19 protein-coding genes are annotated in these 19,511 nt (G+C 51.7%); 16 read left to right on the top strand and 3 right to left on the bottom strand.

Going from position 1 to position 19,511, the window contains the following annotated elements:
• The first annotated feature begins 84 nt into the window (after window positions 1-84).
• The 11 genes from I2H39_RS24180 to I2H39_RS24130 all read left to right on the top strand — a co-directional run bounded on the left by I2H39_RS24180 (window position 85) and on the right by I2H39_RS24130 (window position 10,703).
• Window positions 85-846 carry a DeoR/GlpR family DNA-binding transcription regulator gene (locus I2H39_RS24180; protein WP_138306354.1) on the top strand — a complete coding sequence of 254 codons (762 nt, stop codon included), beginning with the start codon at window positions 85-87 and terminating at the stop codon, window positions 844-846.
• Between the two features lie 318 nt (window positions 847-1,164).
• Window positions 1,165-2,025, top strand: a complete 861-nt coding sequence (locus I2H39_RS24175; RefSeq protein ID WP_138306355.1) for a branched-chain amino acid ABC transporter permease — start codon at window positions 1,165-1,167, stop codon at window positions 2,023-2,025.
• 2 nt (window positions 2,026-2,027) lie between these two features.
• Window positions 2,028-3,041: a branched-chain amino acid ABC transporter permease gene (locus I2H39_RS24170; protein WP_138306356.1), complete on the top strand. Its 1,014-nt coding sequence runs from the start codon at window positions 2,028-2,030 to the stop codon at window positions 3,039-3,041.
• Window positions 3,042-3,043: 2 nt separating this feature from the next.
• Window positions 3,044-3,775 (top strand): ABC transporter ATP-binding protein, encoded by a 732-nt coding sequence (locus I2H39_RS24165; RefSeq protein ID WP_195627704.1) that lies wholly within the window; start codon window positions 3,044-3,046, stop codon window positions 3,773-3,775.
• Window positions 3,768-4,487 carry an ABC transporter ATP-binding protein gene (locus tag I2H39_RS24160; RefSeq protein ID WP_138306358.1) on the top strand — a complete coding sequence of 240 codons (720 nt, stop codon included), beginning with the start codon at window positions 3,768-3,770 and terminating at the stop codon, window positions 4,485-4,487. Before I2H39_RS24165 ends, I2H39_RS24160 begins: the two co-directional genes overlap by 8 nt.
• Window positions 4,488-4,521: 34 nt before the next feature.
• Window positions 4,522-6,021 (top strand): FGGY-family carbohydrate kinase, encoded by a 1,500-nt coding sequence (locus I2H39_RS24155; protein WP_195627703.1) that lies wholly within the window; start codon window positions 4,522-4,524, stop codon window positions 6,019-6,021.
• A 42-nt stretch (window positions 6,022-6,063) separates the two neighbouring features.
• Window positions 6,064-6,705 (top strand): class II aldolase/adducin family protein, encoded by a 642-nt coding sequence (locus I2H39_RS24150; protein WP_138306360.1) that lies wholly within the window; start codon window positions 6,064-6,066, stop codon window positions 6,703-6,705.
• A gap of 12 nt (window positions 6,706-6,717) precedes the next feature.
• A complete protein-coding gene (locus I2H39_RS24145) occupies window positions 6,718-7,590 on the top strand; it encodes a sugar phosphate isomerase/epimerase (protein ID WP_138306361.1) in 873 nt (290 codons plus the stop codon).
• 31 nt (window positions 7,591-7,621) lie between these two features.
• Window positions 7,622-8,989: an ABC transporter substrate-binding protein gene (locus tag I2H39_RS24140; protein WP_138306362.1), complete on the top strand. Its 1,368-nt coding sequence runs from the start codon at window positions 7,622-7,624 to the stop codon at window positions 8,987-8,989.
• Window positions 8,990-9,002: 13 nt separating this feature from the next.
• The gene (locus I2H39_RS24135) at window positions 9,003-9,830 is read left to right on the top strand and encodes a class II fructose-bisphosphate aldolase (RefSeq protein ID WP_138306363.1); all 828 of its coding nucleotides are present in this window, start codon (window positions 9,003-9,005) and stop codon (window positions 9,828-9,830) included.
• A gap of 66 nt (window positions 9,831-9,896) precedes the next feature.
• Window positions 9,897-10,703, top strand: coding sequence for a DeoR/GlpR family DNA-binding transcription regulator (locus tag I2H39_RS24130; protein ID WP_138306364.1), 807 nt, complete (start codon window positions 9,897-9,899; stop codon window positions 10,701-10,703).
• A 29-nt stretch (window positions 10,704-10,732) separates the two neighbouring features.
• On the opposite strand, the gene I2H39_RS24125 is transcribed toward I2H39_RS24130, so the two are convergent.
• The gene (locus I2H39_RS24125) at window positions 10,733-11,911 is read right to left on the bottom strand and encodes a pyridoxal phosphate-dependent aminotransferase (RefSeq protein ID WP_138306365.1); all 1,179 of its coding nucleotides are present in this window, start codon (window positions 11,909-11,911) and stop codon (window positions 10,733-10,735) included.
• A gap of 106 nt (window positions 11,912-12,017) precedes the next feature.
• Window positions 12,018-12,944: a LysR family transcriptional regulator gene (locus tag I2H39_RS24120; RefSeq protein WP_195627702.1), complete on the bottom strand. Its 927-nt coding sequence runs from the start codon at window positions 12,942-12,944 to the stop codon at window positions 12,018-12,020.
• Between the two features lie 162 nt (window positions 12,945-13,106).
• Between I2H39_RS24120 and I2H39_RS24115 the strand changes: the two genes are divergently transcribed.
• The 5 genes from I2H39_RS24115 to I2H39_RS24095 are packed head-to-tail and all read left to right on the top strand — an operon-like array spanning window position 13,107 to window position 17,686.
• Window positions 13,107-13,790, top strand: a complete 684-nt coding sequence (locus I2H39_RS24115) for an RraA family protein (RefSeq protein WP_138306367.1) — start codon at window positions 13,107-13,109, stop codon at window positions 13,788-13,790.
• 57 nt (window positions 13,791-13,847) lie between these two features.
• Entirely contained in the window at window positions 13,848-14,567 is a 720-nt protein-coding gene (locus tag I2H39_RS24110; protein ID WP_195627701.1) for an allophanate hydrolase subunit 1, read from the top strand.
• A gap of 3 nt (window positions 14,568-14,570) precedes the next feature.
• A complete protein-coding gene (locus I2H39_RS24105; protein ID WP_195627700.1) occupies window positions 14,571-15,596 on the top strand; it encodes a biotin-dependent carboxyltransferase family protein in 1,026 nt (341 codons plus the stop codon).
• Between the two features lie 51 nt (window positions 15,597-15,647).
• Window positions 15,648-16,418 carry a 5-oxoprolinase subunit PxpA gene (locus I2H39_RS24100; protein WP_138306370.1) on the top strand — a complete coding sequence of 257 codons (771 nt, stop codon included), beginning with the start codon at window positions 15,648-15,650 and terminating at the stop codon, window positions 16,416-16,418.
• Complete coding sequence (locus tag I2H39_RS24095; RefSeq protein ID WP_138306371.1) at window positions 16,415-17,686, top strand: Glu/Leu/Phe/Val dehydrogenase; 1,272 nt, start codon at window positions 16,415-16,417, stop codon at window positions 17,684-17,686. Before I2H39_RS24100 ends, I2H39_RS24095 begins: the two co-directional genes overlap by 4 nt.
• Window positions 17,687-17,775: 89 nt before the next feature.
• Here I2H39_RS24095 and I2H39_RS24090 read toward each other — a convergent pair whose 3' ends face one another.
• Entirely contained in the window at window positions 17,776-19,332 is a 1,557-nt protein-coding gene (locus tag I2H39_RS24090; protein ID WP_195627699.1) for an ABC-F family ATP-binding cassette domain-containing protein, read from the bottom strand.
• Window positions 19,333-19,511 lie beyond the last annotated feature (179 nt).

Raw genomic sequence — 19,511 nt, 5'->3', positions numbered from 1 at the left:
CTGCATGGTTGTTTTATAATGAAATCGAGGAAAACCGTTTATTTATAAGGTTTTTTGCCAGTAAGACATGTGGAGGAACAAAGTGTGGCACAGAAAGGTCGATTAGAACAGATAAGACAGATTGTACGTCTGGAGAAGAAGGTAGTTGTTGCCAATCTGAGCAACCAATTTGGGGTTACTCCGGAGACGATACGGCGTGATTTGGAAAAATTGGAGGAGGAAGGGCTTGTAGTCAGGACGTATGGCGGGGCTGTTTTAAATCAGACAGAATCTTTTGAGAAGATTGATTTTGTGAAACGTTCGGAGACAAATGTTGAGGAGAAAAGGGCAATTGCAGGCATTGTTTCTGAGATGGTTCCCCCTAATGCAAGCATTGGGTGCGATGCCAGTTCAACGGTTATGGAGACGCTTAAGTATCTCGGTGAAAGGGAGGATATCCTGGTCCTGACGAATTCGGTTAAAGTCATCCGGGAGATGGAGAGGAGCCGTTTTGGAATCCTGTCCACGGGCGGGCGCGTTAACCGCCAGTCCTATTCCATGCAGGGCGGCGTTGCCCGGAGCACCATACAGGAATACCATCTGGACATGGTATTTATCAGCTGCAAGGGGATGAGCATGGAAGGCGGGATATTTGACTCCCATGAATTGGAGGCGGATGTGAAGAAGTCCCTGATTGAACGGGGGCATAAGGTCTATCTTCTGGCCGACCACTCCAAGTTTGGCCGTGTGGCGTTTATGAAGCTTACTGACCTGGACCAGATTGATGTGGTGGTCACGGACCAGAAGCCGTCGGATGAATGGATGCGGCTGTTCAGCAGGAATCACGTAGAGGTATACTATCCATAATTGCAGGCTGATTATGTTAATTGAATGAGTTGACAGAGGGCGTTTTTGTGATTTTCACAAAGACGTCCTTTTGTTGTGCGCAAAAATACAAAGAAAAGAAGAAGGGATGGTCGATTTTCTTTTAGAAACAAAGAAAATATACTTAAAAGATAAGTTTAGTCTGAAAAAAATCCGAAAAACATAAAAATATACCACATTAAAATCCTAAAACAAATAAAAAATCTTTGAAACAAACAAAAATGCTTGCTATTTAGAAAAGAATATGGTAATATTGAATAAAATAAATAACAAAACAACAAACAAGGAGGATAACGGTGAATGAGTATGTTCATGCAGGCCTTATTTGAAGGCATTATTAATGGCTCGACCCTGGCGCTGGTAGCCATGGGCATTGCCCTGGTATGGGGGGTTATGGGAATCCTGAGTTTCACCCAGGGTGAATTCCTGATGATTGCAATGTTTTGTTCCTTTTATCTGAATCTGTATTTCGGACTTGACCCAATCGTTTCTCTTCCTATTTGTATGGCAATCATGTTTGGCATTGGCTTCATTGTGTATAAGCTGATTATTGCCAGGGCTTTGAGGGGACCGGTTCTCTCCCAGCGTCTGATTACATTCGCGCTGAGCATGGTGCTGGTGAACCTGGCCCTCCTGCTGTTCAGCGGCGATTTTAAGACCATACCGGAAGTGGCTGTCAGCGGGTCCATTGATTTGGGATTCATGGTGCTGAGCAAACAGAAAATCGTACCATTTGTCATCTCTGTCTGTGTGGCGGGCTTTATGTTCCTGTTCCTCAACAAGACCCGTACCGGAAAAGCCATCCGGGCCACCTCCATGAACAAGACAGCCGCCGGGCTGGTGGGTATCAACCCGGAAAAGACATATGCCCTTGCATTTGGCCTGTCGGCCGCCATAGCAGGAGCAGCGGGATGCGCGCTGACCTACTTTTACTACATTTATCCCAATGTGGGAGCCAATTTCCAGCTGTTCGGATTCATCGCCGTTGTAATGGGAGGCTTCGGAAGCATACCGGGCGCTTTCTTCGGAGGGCTGATTATGGGCCTGGCGGACTCCTTCACAGGCGTTTATATGAACACGGCGTTTAAGTATGTGGGTATCTGCGTGGTGTTCCTGCTGCTGGTTCAGTTCAAACCAAAAGGACTGTTTGGAGGTAAATAAATATGAAAAAGACATTGCGTGATAATAAGAGATGGTTCATAGGATTGGGAATCGGAGTGCTGGCGGCAATTATTTTCCCCCAGGTGGTAAGAATCCGGTTTGTATGGAACCTGCTGTCCCTGATTCTGGTCTGGGCAATCGTGGGAATGGGCTGGAACGTAATCGGAGGATACTGCGGCCAGGTTTCCAACGGACACAGCCTGTTCTACGGCATAGGAGCCTATACGGTGGGACTTTCCGTTTCCTATTTTAAAATCAGCCCCTGGATTTCCATCTGGATTGGGGCGGGGATTTCCATGCTCATTGCCTTTATCGTGGGCAAGCCCCTCCTCAGGCTGAAGGGCCATGTATTCGCCATATCCACCATGGCCCTGGCGGAATGTACCAGAATCATATTTATTAACTGGAAATGGTGCGGAGGCGCTACCGGCGTTTACATCTATTCCAAGGGCGTAAATGAATGGGCCTTCATGCAGTTTAAGAATCCCCTTAACTATTACTATGTGTTCCTTATCTTTACCGTTGCTGTCCTGGTGCTGATTAAATGCCTGGACAAATCCAAGTTTTTCTATTACCTGCGCACCATAAAAGGAAACGAGATGGCGGCGGAAAGCGTTGGCATCAATGCAGCGTCCTATAAAATCAAGGCTTATATGCTCAGCGCGGCCATTGTAAGCATTGGGGGAAGCTTATATGCACAGTTCATTTTATACATAGACCCATCCATGCTTATGACCCTGAATGTCTCGATGATGATTGTGCTTACGGCCGTCATGGGAGGCGTGGGAACGGTCCTGGGACCGGTTCTGGGAGCAATCGTGCTCACCAGCATATCGGAGTACTCCAGGGTGTATCTGGGGCAATACGGAGGACTGGACATGATTCTTTACGGAACACTGGTCATCCTGATTGTTCTCTTTATTCCGGGAGGCATCCTTTCTATCCTGGAGGGAAGATATGAGCGGATAGTCTCTTATCTCAGGAATAAGAAAAAGAGCAGTGTGGCAGGAGGCTGAATATGGGAAAAATAATAGAGATTAAGAATGCTACCAAGCGTTTCGGGGGACTTGTGGCAAATGAGGCGGTTACCTTTGATGTGGAGGTGGGGGAGATTGTGGGTGTGGTGGGACCCAACGGAGCAGGCAAGACCACCCTGTTCAACTCCATAAGCGGCGCCCATACCCTGACGGAAGGCAGTGTTATTTTTAAGGGTAAGGACATCACCAGCATGAAGCCTTATGATATATGCAAGCTGGGAATCGGAAGGACCTTCCAGATTCCGCAGTCCTTAAACGATATGATGGTCTATGAAAATGTTCTGGTGGGAGCCCTGTGCAAGCGGCACAACATTGAGGAGGCCATGGAGCATGTGGACCGGATTCTGGAGCTGTGCGGGATGCTGGATATGAAGTATGTATATGCCGGCAAGCTGAATGTCCCCCAGAAAAAGCGCCTGGAGATTGCAAGGGCCATGGCCACGGACCCGGAGCTTCTGCTGCTGGACGAGACAATGGCGGGCCTGACAGCCACTGAGCGAAAGGATGCAGTCAATCTGATTAAGAAGATTAATACCATGGGCGTCGCCATATTGACCATTGAACATAATATGGACGTGGTCATGAATGTGTCCAGGCGGGTGGTGGTGCTGGTATCGGGCAAGGTACTTGTGGTCGGCTCGCCGGATGAGGTTACATCGAATCAGGAAGTAATCAATGCGTACCTGGGAGGAGGAGCAAAGAAGGATGAGTGATGAGAGGTTATTGGAAGTAGTTGACCTGCAGGCAGGTTATAACGGTATGGCTGTTGTGCACGATGTGTCCTTCAGCGTGCGGGAAGGCGAAATCCTGGCCATCCTTGGTTCAAACGGTTCAGGCAAAACCACTACCCTCAGGGCCATCACAGGAACCATTAAGCCCATGGGCGGCTCCATACGCTATAAAGGAGAGGATATCACGGGCATGCCCCCCTTCAAGCTGGTCAGCAAGGGAATCGCCATGGTGCCTGAAGGCAGAATGCTGTTCGGCGGCATGACGGTGGAGGATAACCTTCTGATGGGAGCCTATCTGAACCAGGATAAGAAGGCCATACAGGAACGTCTGAAGCTGGTCTATGAACTGTTCCCCAGGGTGGAGGAGAGAAAGAAGCAGACGGCCAGCACTCTTTCCGGAGGCGAGCAGCAGATGGTGGCAATTGCCAGGGGGCTGATGTCGGACCCCAAGCTGCTGATACTGGATGAGCCTTCCCTTGGCCTGATGCCCAAGCTGGTGCAGGAGATATTCAAGTTCGTGAAGGAAATTGCGGATATCGGCATCACGGTAATCATTGTGGAACAAAATGCAGTGGATACACTGGCGCTGTGCGATTACGCCTTTGTCATACAGAACGGGGAATCGGTAATCGAAGGCAGGGGAGAGGACCTGCTGAGCAATGAGGATGTAAAACGGGCCTACCTTGGCGGCTGATGCGGCAGGAGGTTTTCACGCAGGAGGGAAGCATATGAAGGATTCCTTGTATGCGGCGGCTGATATCGGGGCCACAGGAATCAAGATGGCGGCGGCCGTGTACGACGGCAGCAGGCTGAGGATAACGGATACATACTCAGAGCCAAACCTTCCCAAGGTGAAGGACGGCCATGAGTTTGCCGACATTGGGCACATGCTTAAGACCATAAGGGACGGACTGGGCTGGTTCGGAGAGAACGGTCAGTTTGTTTCCCTGGGAATCGACACCTACGGAAACGGCTACGGCATACTGGACCGTGAAGGAAAACTGATTCAGGAGCCGTATCATTACCGGGACCGGAGAATCGAAGGAATCATGGACCAGGTCCACCGCTGCTTCACGGACTGGCAGCTATATGAACAGATGGGGAATTATCCGGTAAAAACCAGGGCCCTGTTCCATCTTTACCGGGATGTGCTGGACCATTCGCCCAACATTCAGAGGGGGGAGCGGTTCCTGCCCTTATCCAGTCTGCTGGAATACCTGATAACAGGCCGGGCCGCCACAGAGAGAACCATAGCGTCTGTCCTGTATCTTCTGGAACAGGACGGGGAGCAGTGGAATTATGAGGTATTCAGAAAGCTTGGCATTCCGGAAAAATTATTCGGCCCCCTGTCCGAGCCGGGGACGGGAAAGGGAAGCATAACCCGTTCGTTTGCGGCCGGGGCCGGCATAACAGGCGTGCCGGTGGTCAGTGTGGCCGGCCATGACACGGAATCAGCCCTTATAGCTGCGCCGGGGCTGGATGAGACAAAGGCGTTTGTCAGCCTGGGCACATCCTTTATCTTCGGGGCAAGGGTGGCTGCGCCGGTGGTAAACCGGGAAACCTTCAATGACAGGTTCAAGAACATGAGAGGGGCCGGAGGGACCTACTCACTGTGCAAGGATTTCCCGGGATTCTGGATACTGGAGCGCTGCATGGAGCAGTGGAGGAAACAGGCGCCGGGGCTGGACTACGATGCAGTGTGCATGGCAGCGGCAGGGATAAAGGATAACCGGACCTTTATTGACATAAGCGATGACCGGTTCCGGGTGTCAGGCAGCAATCTGCCGGAAACCATCAGGGAGTACTGCCGGGAGACAGGGCAGAAGTGTGTGGAGGGCATTGGGGAAACCGGCCGGTGCCTGTTTGAGAGCTACGCCCTGTACCTGAAATGGAACATCAGGAGATTGTCGCATATAACAGGGGTGGCATACCGGGAGCTGGTTGCGGTGAACGGGGGAGTAAGGAACAGGCTGCTGATGCAGATGCTGGCGGACGCAGCCGGCATTGCGGTGGTGGCGGGAAGCCCACTGGCTTCTGTGGGGGGAAATCTCCTGATGCAGCTGTATGCAGCAGGCGAGGCAGGGTCCCTGTGGGAGCTGGGACAGATTGCATCCGCTACCTGGGAGCCTGTTGTATATGAAAGCAGTCATTCCGGGCATTGGGATGAATGGCTGCAGGAGGTGGAACACAGAGGTTTATTTGGGGGCATGATTACTAAGTGTTCATAAACTAAGTGTTCATAAACTAAGTGCTCATAACGAGGAGGAAAAATGATGGACAGTCGAATTAAAACAGAGGTAATGGACGAAATCATGGAGATTGGGGCGTCTATGGAGGACATGGGATTGGTCAATACATTTGAGGGGAACCTTTCCATTAAGGACGGGGACCTGCTCTATATTACGCCCGGCAGGACCAGCAAGAAAAAGCTTACCCATGACAATATCTGCGTGTTTGATGAGAGTACCGGGGAGAAGCTTTGGGGCGGCAGGCCGTCTTCGGAGACTAAGATGCACCGCGGCGCTTATACGGTGAAGGAAGGGCTTCACGGGGTTATCCATTGCCATGCCCCCTATCTGACCGCCCATGCAGTGACCCATGTGCCGCTGGACTTTAAATGTCATCCAGAGCTTCTGTTTCATTTTAAGGATATACCGGTTGCCCCTTATGGGATGCCGGGGTCGGATGAAATCATTGAGAATGCAAGGCCCTATCTGCTTCACAGAAACCTGGTGCTGATGGCTAACCACGGTGTACTGAGCATTGCCTCCAGCCTGGCACTGGCATGCCAGAGGGTGGTTGCGGCTGAAAAGTTTGCAAGGGTTATGTGCATTGCAAGGCAGATTGGAGAACCTGTGGATATCCCTGAGACAGAAATATACCGTCTGCTGGGAAGAGAATTAGAGCTGTAAGCAGGTGGGAATATGATGTATACAAATTTAAACCCCAGGACCATGGGACTGAACCATCATCCGTATGAGGATTTGCTTGCAGCGGCAGGCAGGTGCGGGTTCGGCGGCATCGAGGTCCCTGCCCATGCCTTTGGAAGCGTGGAGAAGGCAAAAGAGGCGGGAAAGGCGCTGGCGGACCGCGGCATGAAGTGGGGGCTGATGATGGGGCCGTGCGACATGTTCCTGGTGGGGGATGAGGAATTCGACAAGGCCCTGGAACAGTGGGCCAGGTGGCTTGAACGGGCCGGGGCAGCGGGGTGCTGCCGGGCATACAACCATTTCTGGCCCGGAAATGATGAACGTGATTTTGAGGAGAATTTTGAATGGCATCACAAACGCCTTCAGAGGATTTATCACATCATGAAGGAGAACGGATTCCAATATGGCCTGGAATTCATGGGAGCCAGGACCGTGTGCAGTAAGTTCCGTTACCCTTTTATACGGACCATCAGCGGCACCATGGCTTTGGCGGACAGTGTAAGCCGCGATATAGGGTTTGTATTTGACTGTATCCACTGGTATACATCCGGAGCCGGGAAGGATGACCTGTATCTGTATCTGAACAATATAGAACGGGTGGTAAACCTGCACCTGGACGACGCGTACCCGGGAAGAGGGCCGGACCAGCAGGAGGACAGGGAGAGGGCTATGCCGAACCAGTGGGGAATCATTGATTCCACGGCCATTGTACGGGCGTTTCATGAGAAGGGCTATGAAGGTCCTGTCATCGTGGAGCCCATGGCCCCCACCACAGAACGTTATGAAACCATGAAATTGGAGGAAGCAGTACAGGAAGCAGCGCTGTGCCTGAATGGGGTATTACAGGAAGCCGGCGTCTTCATATAAGAAAACTATTAAAAACAGGGAGGTTATACAAATGTACAAAAAGATTTTAGCAGCAGCATTAGCAGCGACCATGGTATTGGGACTGGCAGCATGCGGTGGCTCCGCGGGCAGCAGTGCGGCCCCGTCCTCTCAGGCGAAGGAATCGTCTGCGGCGCCCGCAGGCTCCACAGGGGAGAGCACCACGGCACAGGCAGAGGGAACCGATGCGCCCACTGTGATTAAGGTTGGATTCCTTACCCCGCTTTCCGGCAACAATGCAACCTATGGCGCCCAGTGCAAGGCCGCAGGACAGATGATTGCGGATGTAATCAACGAGGAGCATCCGGAGATGGCCATGGCCCTGGCAAAGACAGCCGGAATTCCTGCCCTGGGCGGCGCCAAGATTGAGCTTGTGTTTGCTGATTCCAAGGGAGACCCCACCACCGCCACATCAGAGGCCAAACGTCTGATTACAGAAGAGGGAATTGTGGCGCTTACCGGCCAGTACACCAGCGCTATCACCAAAGCGGTAGCTGTTGTGACGGAAACCTATGGCATCCCCCTTCTGACAGCTGGTTCATCTCCTTCACTGACAACACCGGAGACAGGACTTGAGTGGTATTTCAGGTTTGGTCCCAATGATACATACTATATCCGCGATTCCTTTGAATTCATCAAGCAGCTGAATGAAGACCAGGATGCAGGCCTTAAGACGGTGGCCCTTGTATCTGAGGATACGGAGTTCGGCGCCAATATCAGAATTGAGGAAGAGAGAATGGCCCAGGAATACGGCATTGAGGTGGTTGAGAATATTACATATTCCTCATCTGCAACCAATGTATCATCCGAGGTCATGAAAATCAAGGCAGCCAATCCCGACGTAATCATGATGTCCTCCTATGCTTCCGATGCAATCCTGTATCTGAAGACATTCAAGGAGCAGAATTACGTACCCAAGATGCTGCTGGGACAGCGCGGCGGATTTGTCCAGACTGATTTCCTGGATGCAATGGGCAAGGATACGGAATTTATTTATACCACAGGCGGATGGTCCGCTGACATTGATACGGACACAAGCAGGCAGCTGATTGAGCTTTATAAGCAGTACACACCTGACGGCGCGGACTTAAGCGAAGGCCACTGCAAGGATATGATTAATGTGCTTCTCATTGCCCTGGGCATCAACCAGGCGAAAACCACGGAGCCGGAGGCCCTGAATCAGGCGCTGAGGAACCTGGAAGTGGATACCTCCACCCTGCCGATTCCGTGGAATGCAATCACCATGGATGAATACGGCCAGAATACGTCCGCCAATGCGTTTGTGCTGCAGATGAGGGACGGCAAGTACCAGACCGTTTATCCTTCTGATTATGCAGCAATTGAGCCGGTTCTTCCTATGCCTGCCTGGAATGAAAGATAAGGGGTAACAGACTATGTTGAGAACGCTGGACGAATTATTGCCCAAATATATAGAGGCTGATGCAGCTGTAGGCGCTTTTAACCTTGCCCTTTTTCCGGACACAAGGGTCCTGATTGAAGCGGCCGAGGAAATGAATGCCCCTGTCATCCTGCAAATCAGTCCTGTGGTGGCAGAATTTATGGGATATGATTACTGGGGTATGGTTGCGGGGGAAATGGCCCGCAGGTCAACGGCAGACGTGGTCCTGCACCTGGACCATGCCAACAGGGTGGAACCTATCTGGAAAGCCCTGGACGCTGGTTTTTCTTCGGTCATGTTTGACGGCTCCCAGCTTCCCTTTGAGGATAATGTGCGTATCACCAACCAGGTGGTAAAGCGGGCGGAGCGCTACAACGCTTCCGTGGAGGCGGAGATTGGGTCCGTGGCCTATCTTGGAAGGGACAGCCACAAGGACCAGCTTACTGACCCTAAGGAGGCTGCTGCGTTTGCAGATGCCTCGGGCTGCGGCTGCCTGGCCGTATCCGTGGGCACCACCCATATGATGCGCACCCAGACTGCCAATATACAGTATGACCTTCTGGAGAACATTCAGAATGAAGTTAAGGTGCCCCTTGTGATTCACGGCTCCACAGGACTGCCGGACGACCAGCTGATTAAGATGCGCGGATACCACGTGTGCAAGGTCAATATAGGAACAGCCCTCAGGATTGCATTTGACAGGGGACTCAGGGCGGAACTGGCGGAACGGCCCAATGATTATATCTATATAGATCTTCTGAAGAGGCCGCTGGAGGACGAGAAACAGGTAGTCAGGAGAAAAATGGAACTATTAGGCTTTTAATAAAGTGTTTATGGCATCCGGCAGTCAGGCATTCTGGCTGCCGGATATCCATAATGAAAGGTGTGAATGACAATGGTTTTAAAAGACAGGCTGGACCACCTGAGAGGGATTGTCAGGACTGAGAAAAAGGTAAAGGTGACAGAGCTGAGCCAGAGATTCGATGTGACGGAGGAAACCATACGCCGTGATTTGGAACGGCTGGAGCTGGAAGGCCTTATTACGCGGACCCATGGAGGGGCGGTGCTGAAGGTGGAAAATATGTTTGACAGGCTGGGGTATATACACAGGAGCAGGACCAATGTGGAAGAAAAGAAAAAGATTGCGCAGATTGTGGCATCCATCATCCCCATGCAGGCAACGCTTTTTGCCGATGCCAGCTCCACGGTGATGGAAGCCCTTACCCTGATGGCTGACCGGGAGGACATTACCGTACTCACGAATTCCATCCCGGTCTTAAGCTCCCTGAACCAGTCCGGGCTTAACATCATGTCCACCGGAGGAGCAAACAACCGGGTATCCTGCTCCCTCCAGGGAATCATAGCCAGAAGCACCATCATGAATTACCATGTGGATTTTGTCCTGACCAGCTGCAAGGGATTAAAACTGGAGGAGGGCGCCTATGATTCCAGGGAAGGGGAGACTGAGATAAAGCAGCTCATGATTTCCAGAGGGCAGAGAACCATCATGATGGCGGACCATTCCAAGTTTGACAGGACTTCGTTTGTAAAGTACTGTAATTTCCAGCAGATAGACATACTGGTAACGGACAGGCGGCCGGCGGATGAATGGATGGAGCTGTTTGAGGAATATCAGATTCACGTCCTGTATCCGGAGGCGGAGGATGTATATATAAAAGAAACAGGAAACAGCTGATAAATAAGCTGTCCCTGTTCTGATTGGTTTTATTGTGCGCGGAGCTTTTCCACGGCATCCCTGATGCGGCTGCAGGCTTCCACCAGGTTTTCATAGCTGCTTGCATAAGACAGGCGGAGGTATCCTTCTCCGGCCGCGCCAAAGGCAGTTCCGGGAACCAGGGCCACCTTTGCCTCTTCCAGGAGATACTCTGCCATTTCCATGGCGCTTTTTCCCAACTCCTTGATATTGATGAAAAGATAGAAGGCTCCCTTGGGCTTATTGCAGCTTAGTCCGTCAATCCGGTTGATGGCTTCCACCACATAGTCCCGCCGTCTCTGGTACTCGGCCAGCATTTTCTGCACATCCGGTTCAGCCTGTTCAAGGGCGGTGATGCCCGCTTCCTGTACAAAGGAAGACGCGCAGGTGTTGATGTGCTGGTGAAGGCGGACCGATGCGGCAATAATGTCCTTGGGAGCAGCCATATAACCCAGGCGCCATCCTGTCATGGAATATGCTTTGGAAAAGCCGTTCAGGGTTATGGTGCGTTCCTTCATTCCCGGAAGAGATGCGATACTGACATGCTGTTCGCCGTCAAATACCAGTTTTTCATATATCTCATCTGACATGACATACAAATCGTGCCGGATTGCGATATCCGCCAGCTTTTCCAGGGTTTCCCTTCCAAGGACGCCTCCCGTGGGATTGTTGGGGGAGATAATGACAATCATTTTTGTCCGGTCCGTGATTTTGCTTTCCAGTTCCTCCATGTCAATCTGGTAGTCATTTTCCTGCTTCAGGGTATAGGGCACTGCCTTGGCGCCGAAGTATTCAGGCACATGGATGTAATTGAGCCATACAGGGTCGGGAATCAGGACCTCGTCCCCTTCCGCCAGGTAAGCGCCGAAGGCATCAAAGGTTCCCTCGCCCACGCCCACCGTAATCAGGATTTCGGAAGGGTCGTAATCAATGTGATTCTCTTCCCGGAGTTTTTTGGCAACAGCGGTGCGAAGCTCCATGGAGCCGTAATTTGAGGTGTAGAATACATTTCCTTTTTCCAGGCTCTTATAGGCCGCTTCCTTGATTACCTGGGGCGTATCAAAATCAGGGCGTCCCAGTTCCAGATGGATGACATGTTCTCCGCGGGCATCCATCTGGGTTGCCTTTTCCATTACCACTCTTATGCCGGAAAAGGGCATGTGTTCCATACGTTCGGCAGTTGTAAGCATATATAAACCCTCCAATCATCTGTGAATCATTAACTGATAATTGGATTATAAACGGAAAACATATATATTTCTAATGAATTATTTCAATGTATAATATAGAAAATTTTTATATATCACAGTCACCCCATATCTCCCCCAGATGGAGGGAGGATTTGACCTGGCAGAGGTATTCGCCCAGGGCCTGCTCAAAGTAATCCACGGCTGTCTGGGTGGCGGAGCTGGGAAAGCGGTGTTTGATTTTATAGCATACCCTGTCGGGCGGCGGATTCTTCAGTTCGCTGACATAGAGGCGCCTGTAATGGTACAGCTCATTGATAACGGATTCAGGGGCAATCATCCAGCTCCTCTTATCGGTCCATACGTGATTGAGGAGGGTGATGGTGTCCACGATGATGCGGGGTCTGGAATACCCTGTAAGCCACTGGTCATGCCAGATTTGGAAGTTGGCATCCCAGTTCAGGAACAATTCCAGGGAGGGGTCCAGTTCATCGGTGTGAATCAGCGACTTGCGTATGGCCGGCTGGTCTGACTGCACCAGGTACAGCCGTTCCTGATAAATGCGCTCTGAAAGAATGTTCTTATAGTGCAGGTGGTAGTACACAAACCCGATGTCAATGTCGTGGCGGTCCAGTATGCTGTAGAGCTCCGAGGACTGATGGGTATGGATGTCCAGGTCAATGGGGCAGTCCGATGTCTCCATCTGCCGGTAGAAGCCTGCAAAAAGGGCGATATTCAGGCTGTCCGTGCATCCGATGGACAGCAGGGTGCTGTCCCTGTCCCGGGCCAGTGCCTGGGTTTCCTTCCACAGGGATATGTACCGCTCCGCAATGGATACGAACTCACTGCCTTTGGAGGTGAGCTCAACATTTTTAAATCCCTTTTTGCGGACAATCAGCGGGAACCCCAGCTCCTTTTCAAGGGACTTTAGCCTGTGGCTTACGGTGGGCTGGCTGAGAAACAGGATATCCGCTGTTTTTGTGATGCTTTTTGTGTTGACGATGGTGAGGAAGGTTTCAATTTCAGACAGGTCCATAGGCAGCTCCTTAAATATAGATTTTATTAATATTATATACTAATATTATTCATTTTTCAATCGTTATCACTTGTGTTATCCTAGGCGTGTAGGAAACATTTTCAGGCCAGAAACTGGATGCAGTTTATGACTTACAAAATAATGGAGAGAAGGAGAAGGTATATGGCAAATGTAGGGTGCAGAATCAGAAAAGAGTTTGAGAGGCCGGACAGGAAATTGGTTGAGGCGTTTAAGGATATTCCGGTGGCGAATATTGACGACTGCATGAACCGGATTGGGGCGGTTGATTCCCAGCTGAAGCCCATGAATAAGGCCAGGCTTCTTGGGACCGCGTTTACGGTAAAGGCACCGGCAGGGGATAACCTGATGTTCCACAAGGCCCTTGATATGGCAAAGCCGGGAGATGTGCTTGTGATTGCCACATTTGGCAGCCAGAGCAGGTCGCTGTGCGGTGAAATTATGACACGGTACGCCATGTCCAGGGGGCTGGCAGGCTTTGTGGTGGACGGATGTATCCGCGACAGTGCGGAAATCGGGGAGATACCGGATTTTCCGGTATATGCAAAGGGAGTGACGCCCAACGGGCCGTATAAAAATGGACCCGGGGAAATCAATTTCCCTGTATCCTGCGGAAATCAGGTCATCTGCCCGGGAGATATCCTGGTAGGGGACGGGGACGGCCTTTTGGTTATCAAGCCTGAGGAAGCGGCTGGTCTGGCGGAGAGAGCTAAGAAAGTAAGCCAGGATGAGACAAAGCAGTTTGCCAGCATTGCAGCCGGAACCGGCCTGAACCGGGACTGGGTGGACGCAAAACTTGAGAGCATAGGCGTGGAGTACGTGGACTGATTTGTGATTGTGGAGACTGTACAGTTGCATTGATTTAAAAATAGGAGCAGTGATGCTATGAATGGTGCTGTGTTGCGGTTATGCGGAGACTGTGGGGTTACAGTAGAATTTGAGAATGAGATATCCATTGAGACAAACAGAAAAGTTATTGCCCTTAAGTACCGGATTGAGGGGGAGCATGTTCCGGGAATAGGAGAACTGGTCCCGTCATACCGTTCCCTGCTGATTCACTATGACCCTTTAAGGATACCATATGACAAGCTGGAACGCCTGGTGGAGGAATGGACCGGCAGTATGGGGGAGATTGACCTGCCAAAGCCGGTGATAACCGAGATACCGGTCCTCTACGAGGGGGAGGATATCCTGGAGATAGCCAGGATTGAGAAAAAGACAGTGGATGAAATCATAAAAATTCACAGCCAGAGCGATTACTTTGTATATATGCTGGGATTTGCTCCGGGACATCCCTATACGGCCAGGTTTGAGAATCCTTTTTCCTTCAGGCGCAGGGAGAGCCCAAGGGTCCGCATACCCGGGGGCAGCATCGTGGTGCAGCAGGGACTCAGCGATATCATACCCTTTGACCAGCCCTGCGGCTGGAACATCATCGGCATGACCCCCATAAAGGTGTGCGACTACAGGAAGGAAAATCCCTTCCTGCTCAGGGCAGGACAGTGGATTCGCCATATTCCCGTAAGCCGGGCCCGGTATGAGGAGATTAAGGCCCAGGCAGACGCCGGAACCTATGTCTGCCGGACGTACGTGAAGGAGGCGTAGCTTATGGGTATGGTGATTGTGAATCCGGGAATCTATACAACGGTGCAGGACGAAGGAAGGTTCGGATACGAACAGTTTGGGGTATCCCCGGCAGGCCCCATGGATAAACGGTCATTCCATATAGCCAATCTCCTGGTGGGCAATGACATGGGGGAGGCAGGACTGGAAATGACGTTTACTGGGGCGGAAATCCGGTTTACGGGACCGGCTGTCATAGCCCTTGCAGGGGCGGATATGGGTCCTCTGCTTAACGGGGCTCCGGTGTGTATGTACCGGGCGTTTTCGGCAGAGGCGGGAGATGTGCTCAGAATGCAGTCAGCTTCCGGCGGCTGCCGGACCTATCTGGCGGCTGCCGGGGGCCTGGATATTCCTGTGGTAATGGGAAGCAGGTCCACGCTTGTAAAGAACGGAATCGGAGGATACCAGGGGCGGCCTCTGAAAAAGGGGGATGAAATCGGACTCCGGCAGAACCTGGATACCATAGAAAACCTGCCGGCAAGATGGATGCAGGCAGAATACAGCCAGGCTGGATGCCGTCTGGTACGGGTGGTTGAAGGCCCCCAGGATGACTGCTTTACCAGGAAAGGACGGGAGGATTTCTTTGGAGGGACTTATAAGGTGACCGGGGAATCGGACCGCATGGGTTACAGGCTGGAGGGCCCCTGTCCGGAGCATGTGGCGGACGGCAATATTATTTCAGACGGCATTGTCATGGGTTCTGTCCAGGTGCCTACATCAGGACAGCCCATAGTGATGATGGCTGACTGCCAGTCCATTGGCGGCTATGCGAAGATAGCCACTGTCATAACAGCCGACCTGCCTGTAATCGGCCAGTGCAGGGCCGGAGATGAGATACGGTTTGTGCCTGTGGATATTGTGCAGGCACAGCAGGCGTATGCGGCATATTACAGGGAAATGGAACAGCTTAAGGCGAAGCTGGAGACGCCCGTGGCCTACCGCCCGCCCAGGCTGTTTCAGGTAAATGTGGGCGGGACCTCCTTTCAGGTGAAGGTGGAAGAACACAGTTAGGGTCAGCAGCCAGGGGAAGCAGTCAGAATAGAGTCAGGGAGGAGACGGAGCATGTATCAGATTGACTTAAACAGCGATATGGGGGAGAGCTTTGGGGCATATACCATTGGGAATGACGATGAAATCATAAAATACGTCACATCTGCCAATGTTGCCTGCGGCTGGCACGGAGGGGACCCCATGGTTATGGACAGGGTGGTGAAAGCAGCAGCAGAGAGGAATGTGGCTGTGGGCGCCCACCCGGGTTATCCTGACCTCATGGGATTCGGCAGGCGGAAGATGGTATTAAAGCCCTCCGAAATCAAAAACTACGTAAAGTATCAGGTGGGCGCGCTTATGGCCTTTACTGCCGGCTGCGGCATGAAGCTTCAGCATGTGGCCCCCCACGGGGCGCTGGGCAATCTGTGCCAGTATGACAGGGAGGTATCCAGGGCCGTCTGCCAGGCGGTATATGAGATAGACCCGTCCATACGGATTTATTACTGCGCGGGCGCGGTTCTGGGGGAGGAGGCCGGGAAAATGGGCCTTCAGGCCCTGTCGGAAATATTTGCGGACCGGGCCTACATGGATGACCTGTCCCTGGTTCCCAGGGGTACCAAAGGGGCCATGATTACAGATGAGGACGAGGCTATCAGGCGGTGCGTTAAAATGATTAAAGAGGGAAAGGTCACGTCCGTCAATGGAAAGGAACTGGACATAAAGGGGGACACGCTCTGTGTCCACGGGGACGGGGCAAAGGCGCTGGCCTTTGTCAGCAGAATCCGAACAGCGTTTGAAGCAGAAGGTATTCAAATAAACAATTTTATGGGAGGCAGGTCATGAATAAGAACACGTATAATCCATACGAAAATATGCTGGCGGTACTGGATGAGGCGGCATCCAGGCTGGGGTTAAAGGAAGCAGATTACATAACCCTGCGTTATCCGGAGCGGGAAATGATTGTATCCATTCCAGTGAGGATGGATAATGGCGAGATGAAGGTATTTGAAGGATACCGGGTACAGCACAACAGTGCCAGAGGCCCTTATAAGGGGGGAATCCGCTTCCATCAGAACTCGGATTTGGATGAGGTAAAGGCGCTGGCGGCCTGGATGTCGTTTAAATGCGCAATCGTCAACATCCCCTACGGCGGGGCAAAGGGAGGAATCAAGGTGGACCCCTCCAAGCTGTCCAGGGATGAGCTGATTCGCCTGACCAGAAGATATACCACCAGGATACTGCCGATTATAGGGCCTGACCAGGATATACCTGCCCCGGATGTAAATACCAACGGCGAGGTAATGGGCTGGATTATGGATACATACAGCATGTTCAAGGGACACAGCGTTCCCGGTGTTGTCACCGGAAAGCCCATTGAGATTGGCGGCTCCATCGGAAGGACGGAAGCAACAGGACGAGGCGTGACCATCATTACCCGCCAGTGCCTGGAGCACCTGGGCATGAGCTACGAGAATTCCACCTATGCCATCCAGGGCATGGGAAATGTAGGAGGCACCGCAGCCCAGATACTGTATGATAAGGGATGCAGGATAGTGGCTGTCAGCGACTATTCCGGCGGTGTTTACAATGAAGACGGACTGGATATCCCTGCTATCCGGGCATTCCTGTCGGACAAGACAAAGGCCCTGATTGATTATGTGTCAGATAATGTGGAACACATAACCAATGACCAGGTTATTACCTGCTGCTGCGATGTGCTGATTCCCGCTGCATTGGAGAACCAGATAACCGGCGATAACGCAGCCGGCGTCCGGGCCAGGGTGATTATTGAAGCAGCCAACGGTCCTACTACCGTGGAAGCGGATAAGATACTGGAGGAAAAAGGCGTGGTGGTTGTGCCGGATATCCTGGCCAATGCAGGCGGCGTGGTTGTATCCTATTTTGAGTGGGTTCAGAATATCCAGAGCATGGCCTGGGATTTGGAGGAAGTGAACCGGACCCTTAAGAAAATTATGAACAAGGCCTATGACGAGGTGGACGCCATGTCAAAGAATAACAAAGTAACCATGCGCATGGGCGCCTATATGGTGGCAATTAACCGCATTTGTACTGCGGGTAAGATGAGAGGCGGGCCCATCTCCATGGCGTAGAAGAAAATCCCCGGACTGGAAATTAAAAAGGAACCCCCTGGAATGGTTTTTCCGGGGGTTCCTTTTTAACTGCTTCGGATTTATCCTGATTAAGACAGCTTCAGCGCCCATTCCCTGCAATCCCACACATCCGTAGCCAGTCCCTCAAAAAATTCAGGTTCATGGCAGATTAAGAGGATGCTGCCCTTATATGCCTTCAGAGCCCGCTTCAGCTCCTCCTTTGCATCCACATCCAGATGGTTGGTGGGCTCGTCAAGAAGAAGTACATTGGACTCGCGGTTAATCAGCTTACACAGCCGGACCTTGGCCTGTTCGCCTCCGCTGAGCACCCTGACCTGGCTTTCAATGTGTTCCGTGGTCAGGCCGCATTTTGCCAGGGCGGAGCGGACCTGGTACTGGGTATAGGCAGGGAATTCCGCCCATATTTCCTGAAGGCAGGTGGTGGTGTTGCCGGGGGCCATCTCCTGCTCAAAGTAGCCGATGGACAGGTAGTCTCCCAGCTCCACGGTGCCGCCAAGGGCAGGCGTAAGGCCCAGGATGCTTTTCAGCAGCGTGGTTTTGCCGATGCCGTTGGCTCCTACCAGCACGATTTTCTGTCCTCTTTCCATCACCAGGTTAAGAGGGCGCGACAGCGGCTCGTCATAGCCAATGATTAAATCCTTTGTCTCAAATATATACTTTCCCGGAGTGCGGGCCTCCAGAAAATGAAATTCCGGCTTGGGTTTTTCCCTGGCAAGTTCAATGACATCCATCTTATCCAGCTTTTTCTGGCGGGACATGGCCATGTTTCTGGTGGCCACCCTGGCCTTGTTCCTGGCCACAAAATCCTCCAGCTCCGCAATCTCCTGCTGCTGGCGCTTATAGGCAGCCTCCAGCTGGGATTTCTTAACCGCGTATACCTCCTGGAATTTGTCATAATCCCCCACATAGCGGTCCAGCCTCTGGTTTTCCATATGGTAAATCAGGTTGATAACACTGTTGAGGAAGGGAATGTCATGGGAAATGAGAATAAAGGCATTCTCATACTCCTGCAGGTAGCGCCTCAGCCAGTCAATATGCTGTACGTCCAGATAGTTGGTAGGCTCGTCCAGAAGCAGGATATCCGGCTTCTCCAGCAGAAGCTTGCCCAGGAGCACCTTTGTGCGCTGGCCTCCGGACAGCTCCGTCACATCCTTGTCCAGGCCAATCTCAGAAAGGCCCAGGGCCCGTCCCACTTCCTCCACCTTGGAATCAATAATATAGAAATCATGGGCCATGAGAAGGTCCTGTATGGTTCCCAGCTCCTCCATCATGGTGTTCATTTCGTCCTCGCCGGCTTCTCCCATCTTATCGCAGATCTGGTTCATGTGTTCTTCCATCTCAAAGAGAAATGCAAAGGCGCTCTTTAACACATCCCGTATGGTCATGCCTTTTTCCAGCACTGCGTGCTGGTCCAGATACCCGACCCTTACGTTTTTGGCCCATTCCACCCTGCCCTCATCGGGCATGAGCTTGCCGGTAATAATGTTCATGAAGGTGGATTTGCCTTCCCCGTTGGCTCCAATAAGGCCAATGTGCTCGCCCTTTAACAGGCGGAAGGAGACATCCTGGAAAATGGCCCGGTCCCCAAAGCCATGGCTCAAATGCTCTACGTTTAAAATGCTCATACTGTTGCAGACTCCTTTTATAAAAATCCTTTATTTTACAGGTGCTTCCGTTGGTTTTGTGCAGCAGTATTATTCTACATGACATAATCTGTTCTGACAAGGGAAAAAATAATTCTAAATAAAATGAACCATCTGCCTGCCAACTTTCTCTATATAGCAGGTGCACCGATTAACAAACC

It is taken from the genome of Clostridium sp. 1001283B150225_161107_B6, assembly GCF_015556325.1.
GTDB lineage: Bacteria > Bacillota > Clostridia > Lachnospirales > Lachnospiraceae > Enterocloster.
Note: the sequence above shows the minus strand (reverse complement) of the source record. Positions and strands in the feature narration are given on the sequence as shown.

Bases quoted from the DNA above. Each gene is read 5' to 3' on its own strand.
- I2H39_RS24090 (WP_195627699.1), bottom strand. From the start codon at position 19,332: ATGAGCATTTTAAACGTAGAGCATTTGAGCCATGGCTTTGGGGACCGG.
- I2H39_RS24135 (WP_138306363.1), top strand. From the start codon at position 9,003: ATGTTGAGAACGCTGGACGAATTATTGCCCAAATATATAGAGGCTGAT.
- I2H39_RS24100 (WP_138306370.1), top strand. From the start codon at position 15,648: ATGTATCAGATTGACTTAAACAGCGATATGGGGGAGAGCTTTGGGGCA.
- I2H39_RS24105 (WP_195627700.1), top strand. From the start codon at position 14,571: ATGGGTATGGTGATTGTGAATCCGGGAATCTATACAACGGTGCAGGAC.
- I2H39_RS24095 (WP_138306371.1), top strand. From the start codon at position 16,415: ATGAATAAGAACACGTATAATCCATACGAAAATATGCTGGCGGTACTG.
- I2H39_RS24150 (WP_138306360.1), top strand. From the start codon at position 6,064: ATGATGGACAGTCGAATTAAAACAGAGGTAATGGACGAAATCATGGAG.
- I2H39_RS24145 (WP_138306361.1), top strand. From the start codon at position 6,718: ATGATGTATACAAATTTAAACCCCAGGACCATGGGACTGAACCATCAT.
- I2H39_RS24140 (WP_138306362.1), top strand. From the start codon at position 7,622: ATGTACAAAAAGATTTTAGCAGCAGCATTAGCAGCGACCATGGTATTG.
- I2H39_RS24155 (WP_195627703.1), top strand. From the start codon at position 4,522: ATGAAGGATTCCTTGTATGCGGCGGCTGATATCGGGGCCACAGGAATC.
- I2H39_RS24120 (WP_195627702.1), bottom strand. From the start codon at position 12,944: ATGGACCTGTCTGAAATTGAAACCTTCCTCACCATCGTCAACACAAAA.
- I2H39_RS24170 (WP_138306356.1), top strand. From the start codon at position 2,028: ATGAAAAAGACATTGCGTGATAATAAGAGATGGTTCATAGGATTGGGA.
- I2H39_RS24125 (WP_138306365.1), bottom strand. From the start codon at position 11,911: ATGCTTACAACTGCCGAACGTATGGAACACATGCCCTTTTCCGGCATA.
- I2H39_RS24165 (WP_195627704.1), top strand. From the start codon at position 3,044: ATGGGAAAAATAATAGAGATTAAGAATGCTACCAAGCGTTTCGGGGGA.
- I2H39_RS24115 (WP_138306367.1), top strand. From the start codon at position 13,107: ATGGCAAATGTAGGGTGCAGAATCAGAAAAGAGTTTGAGAGGCCGGAC.
- I2H39_RS24175 (WP_138306355.1), top strand. From the start codon at position 1,165: ATGAGTATGTTCATGCAGGCCTTATTTGAAGGCATTATTAATGGCTCG.
- I2H39_RS24160 (WP_138306358.1), top strand. From the start codon at position 3,768: ATGAGTGATGAGAGGTTATTGGAAGTAGTTGACCTGCAGGCAGGTTAT.
- I2H39_RS24110 (WP_195627701.1), top strand. From the start codon at position 13,848: ATGAATGGTGCTGTGTTGCGGTTATGCGGAGACTGTGGGGTTACAGTA.
- I2H39_RS24130 (WP_138306364.1), top strand. From the start codon at position 9,897: ATGACAATGGTTTTAAAAGACAGGCTGGACCACCTGAGAGGGATTGTC.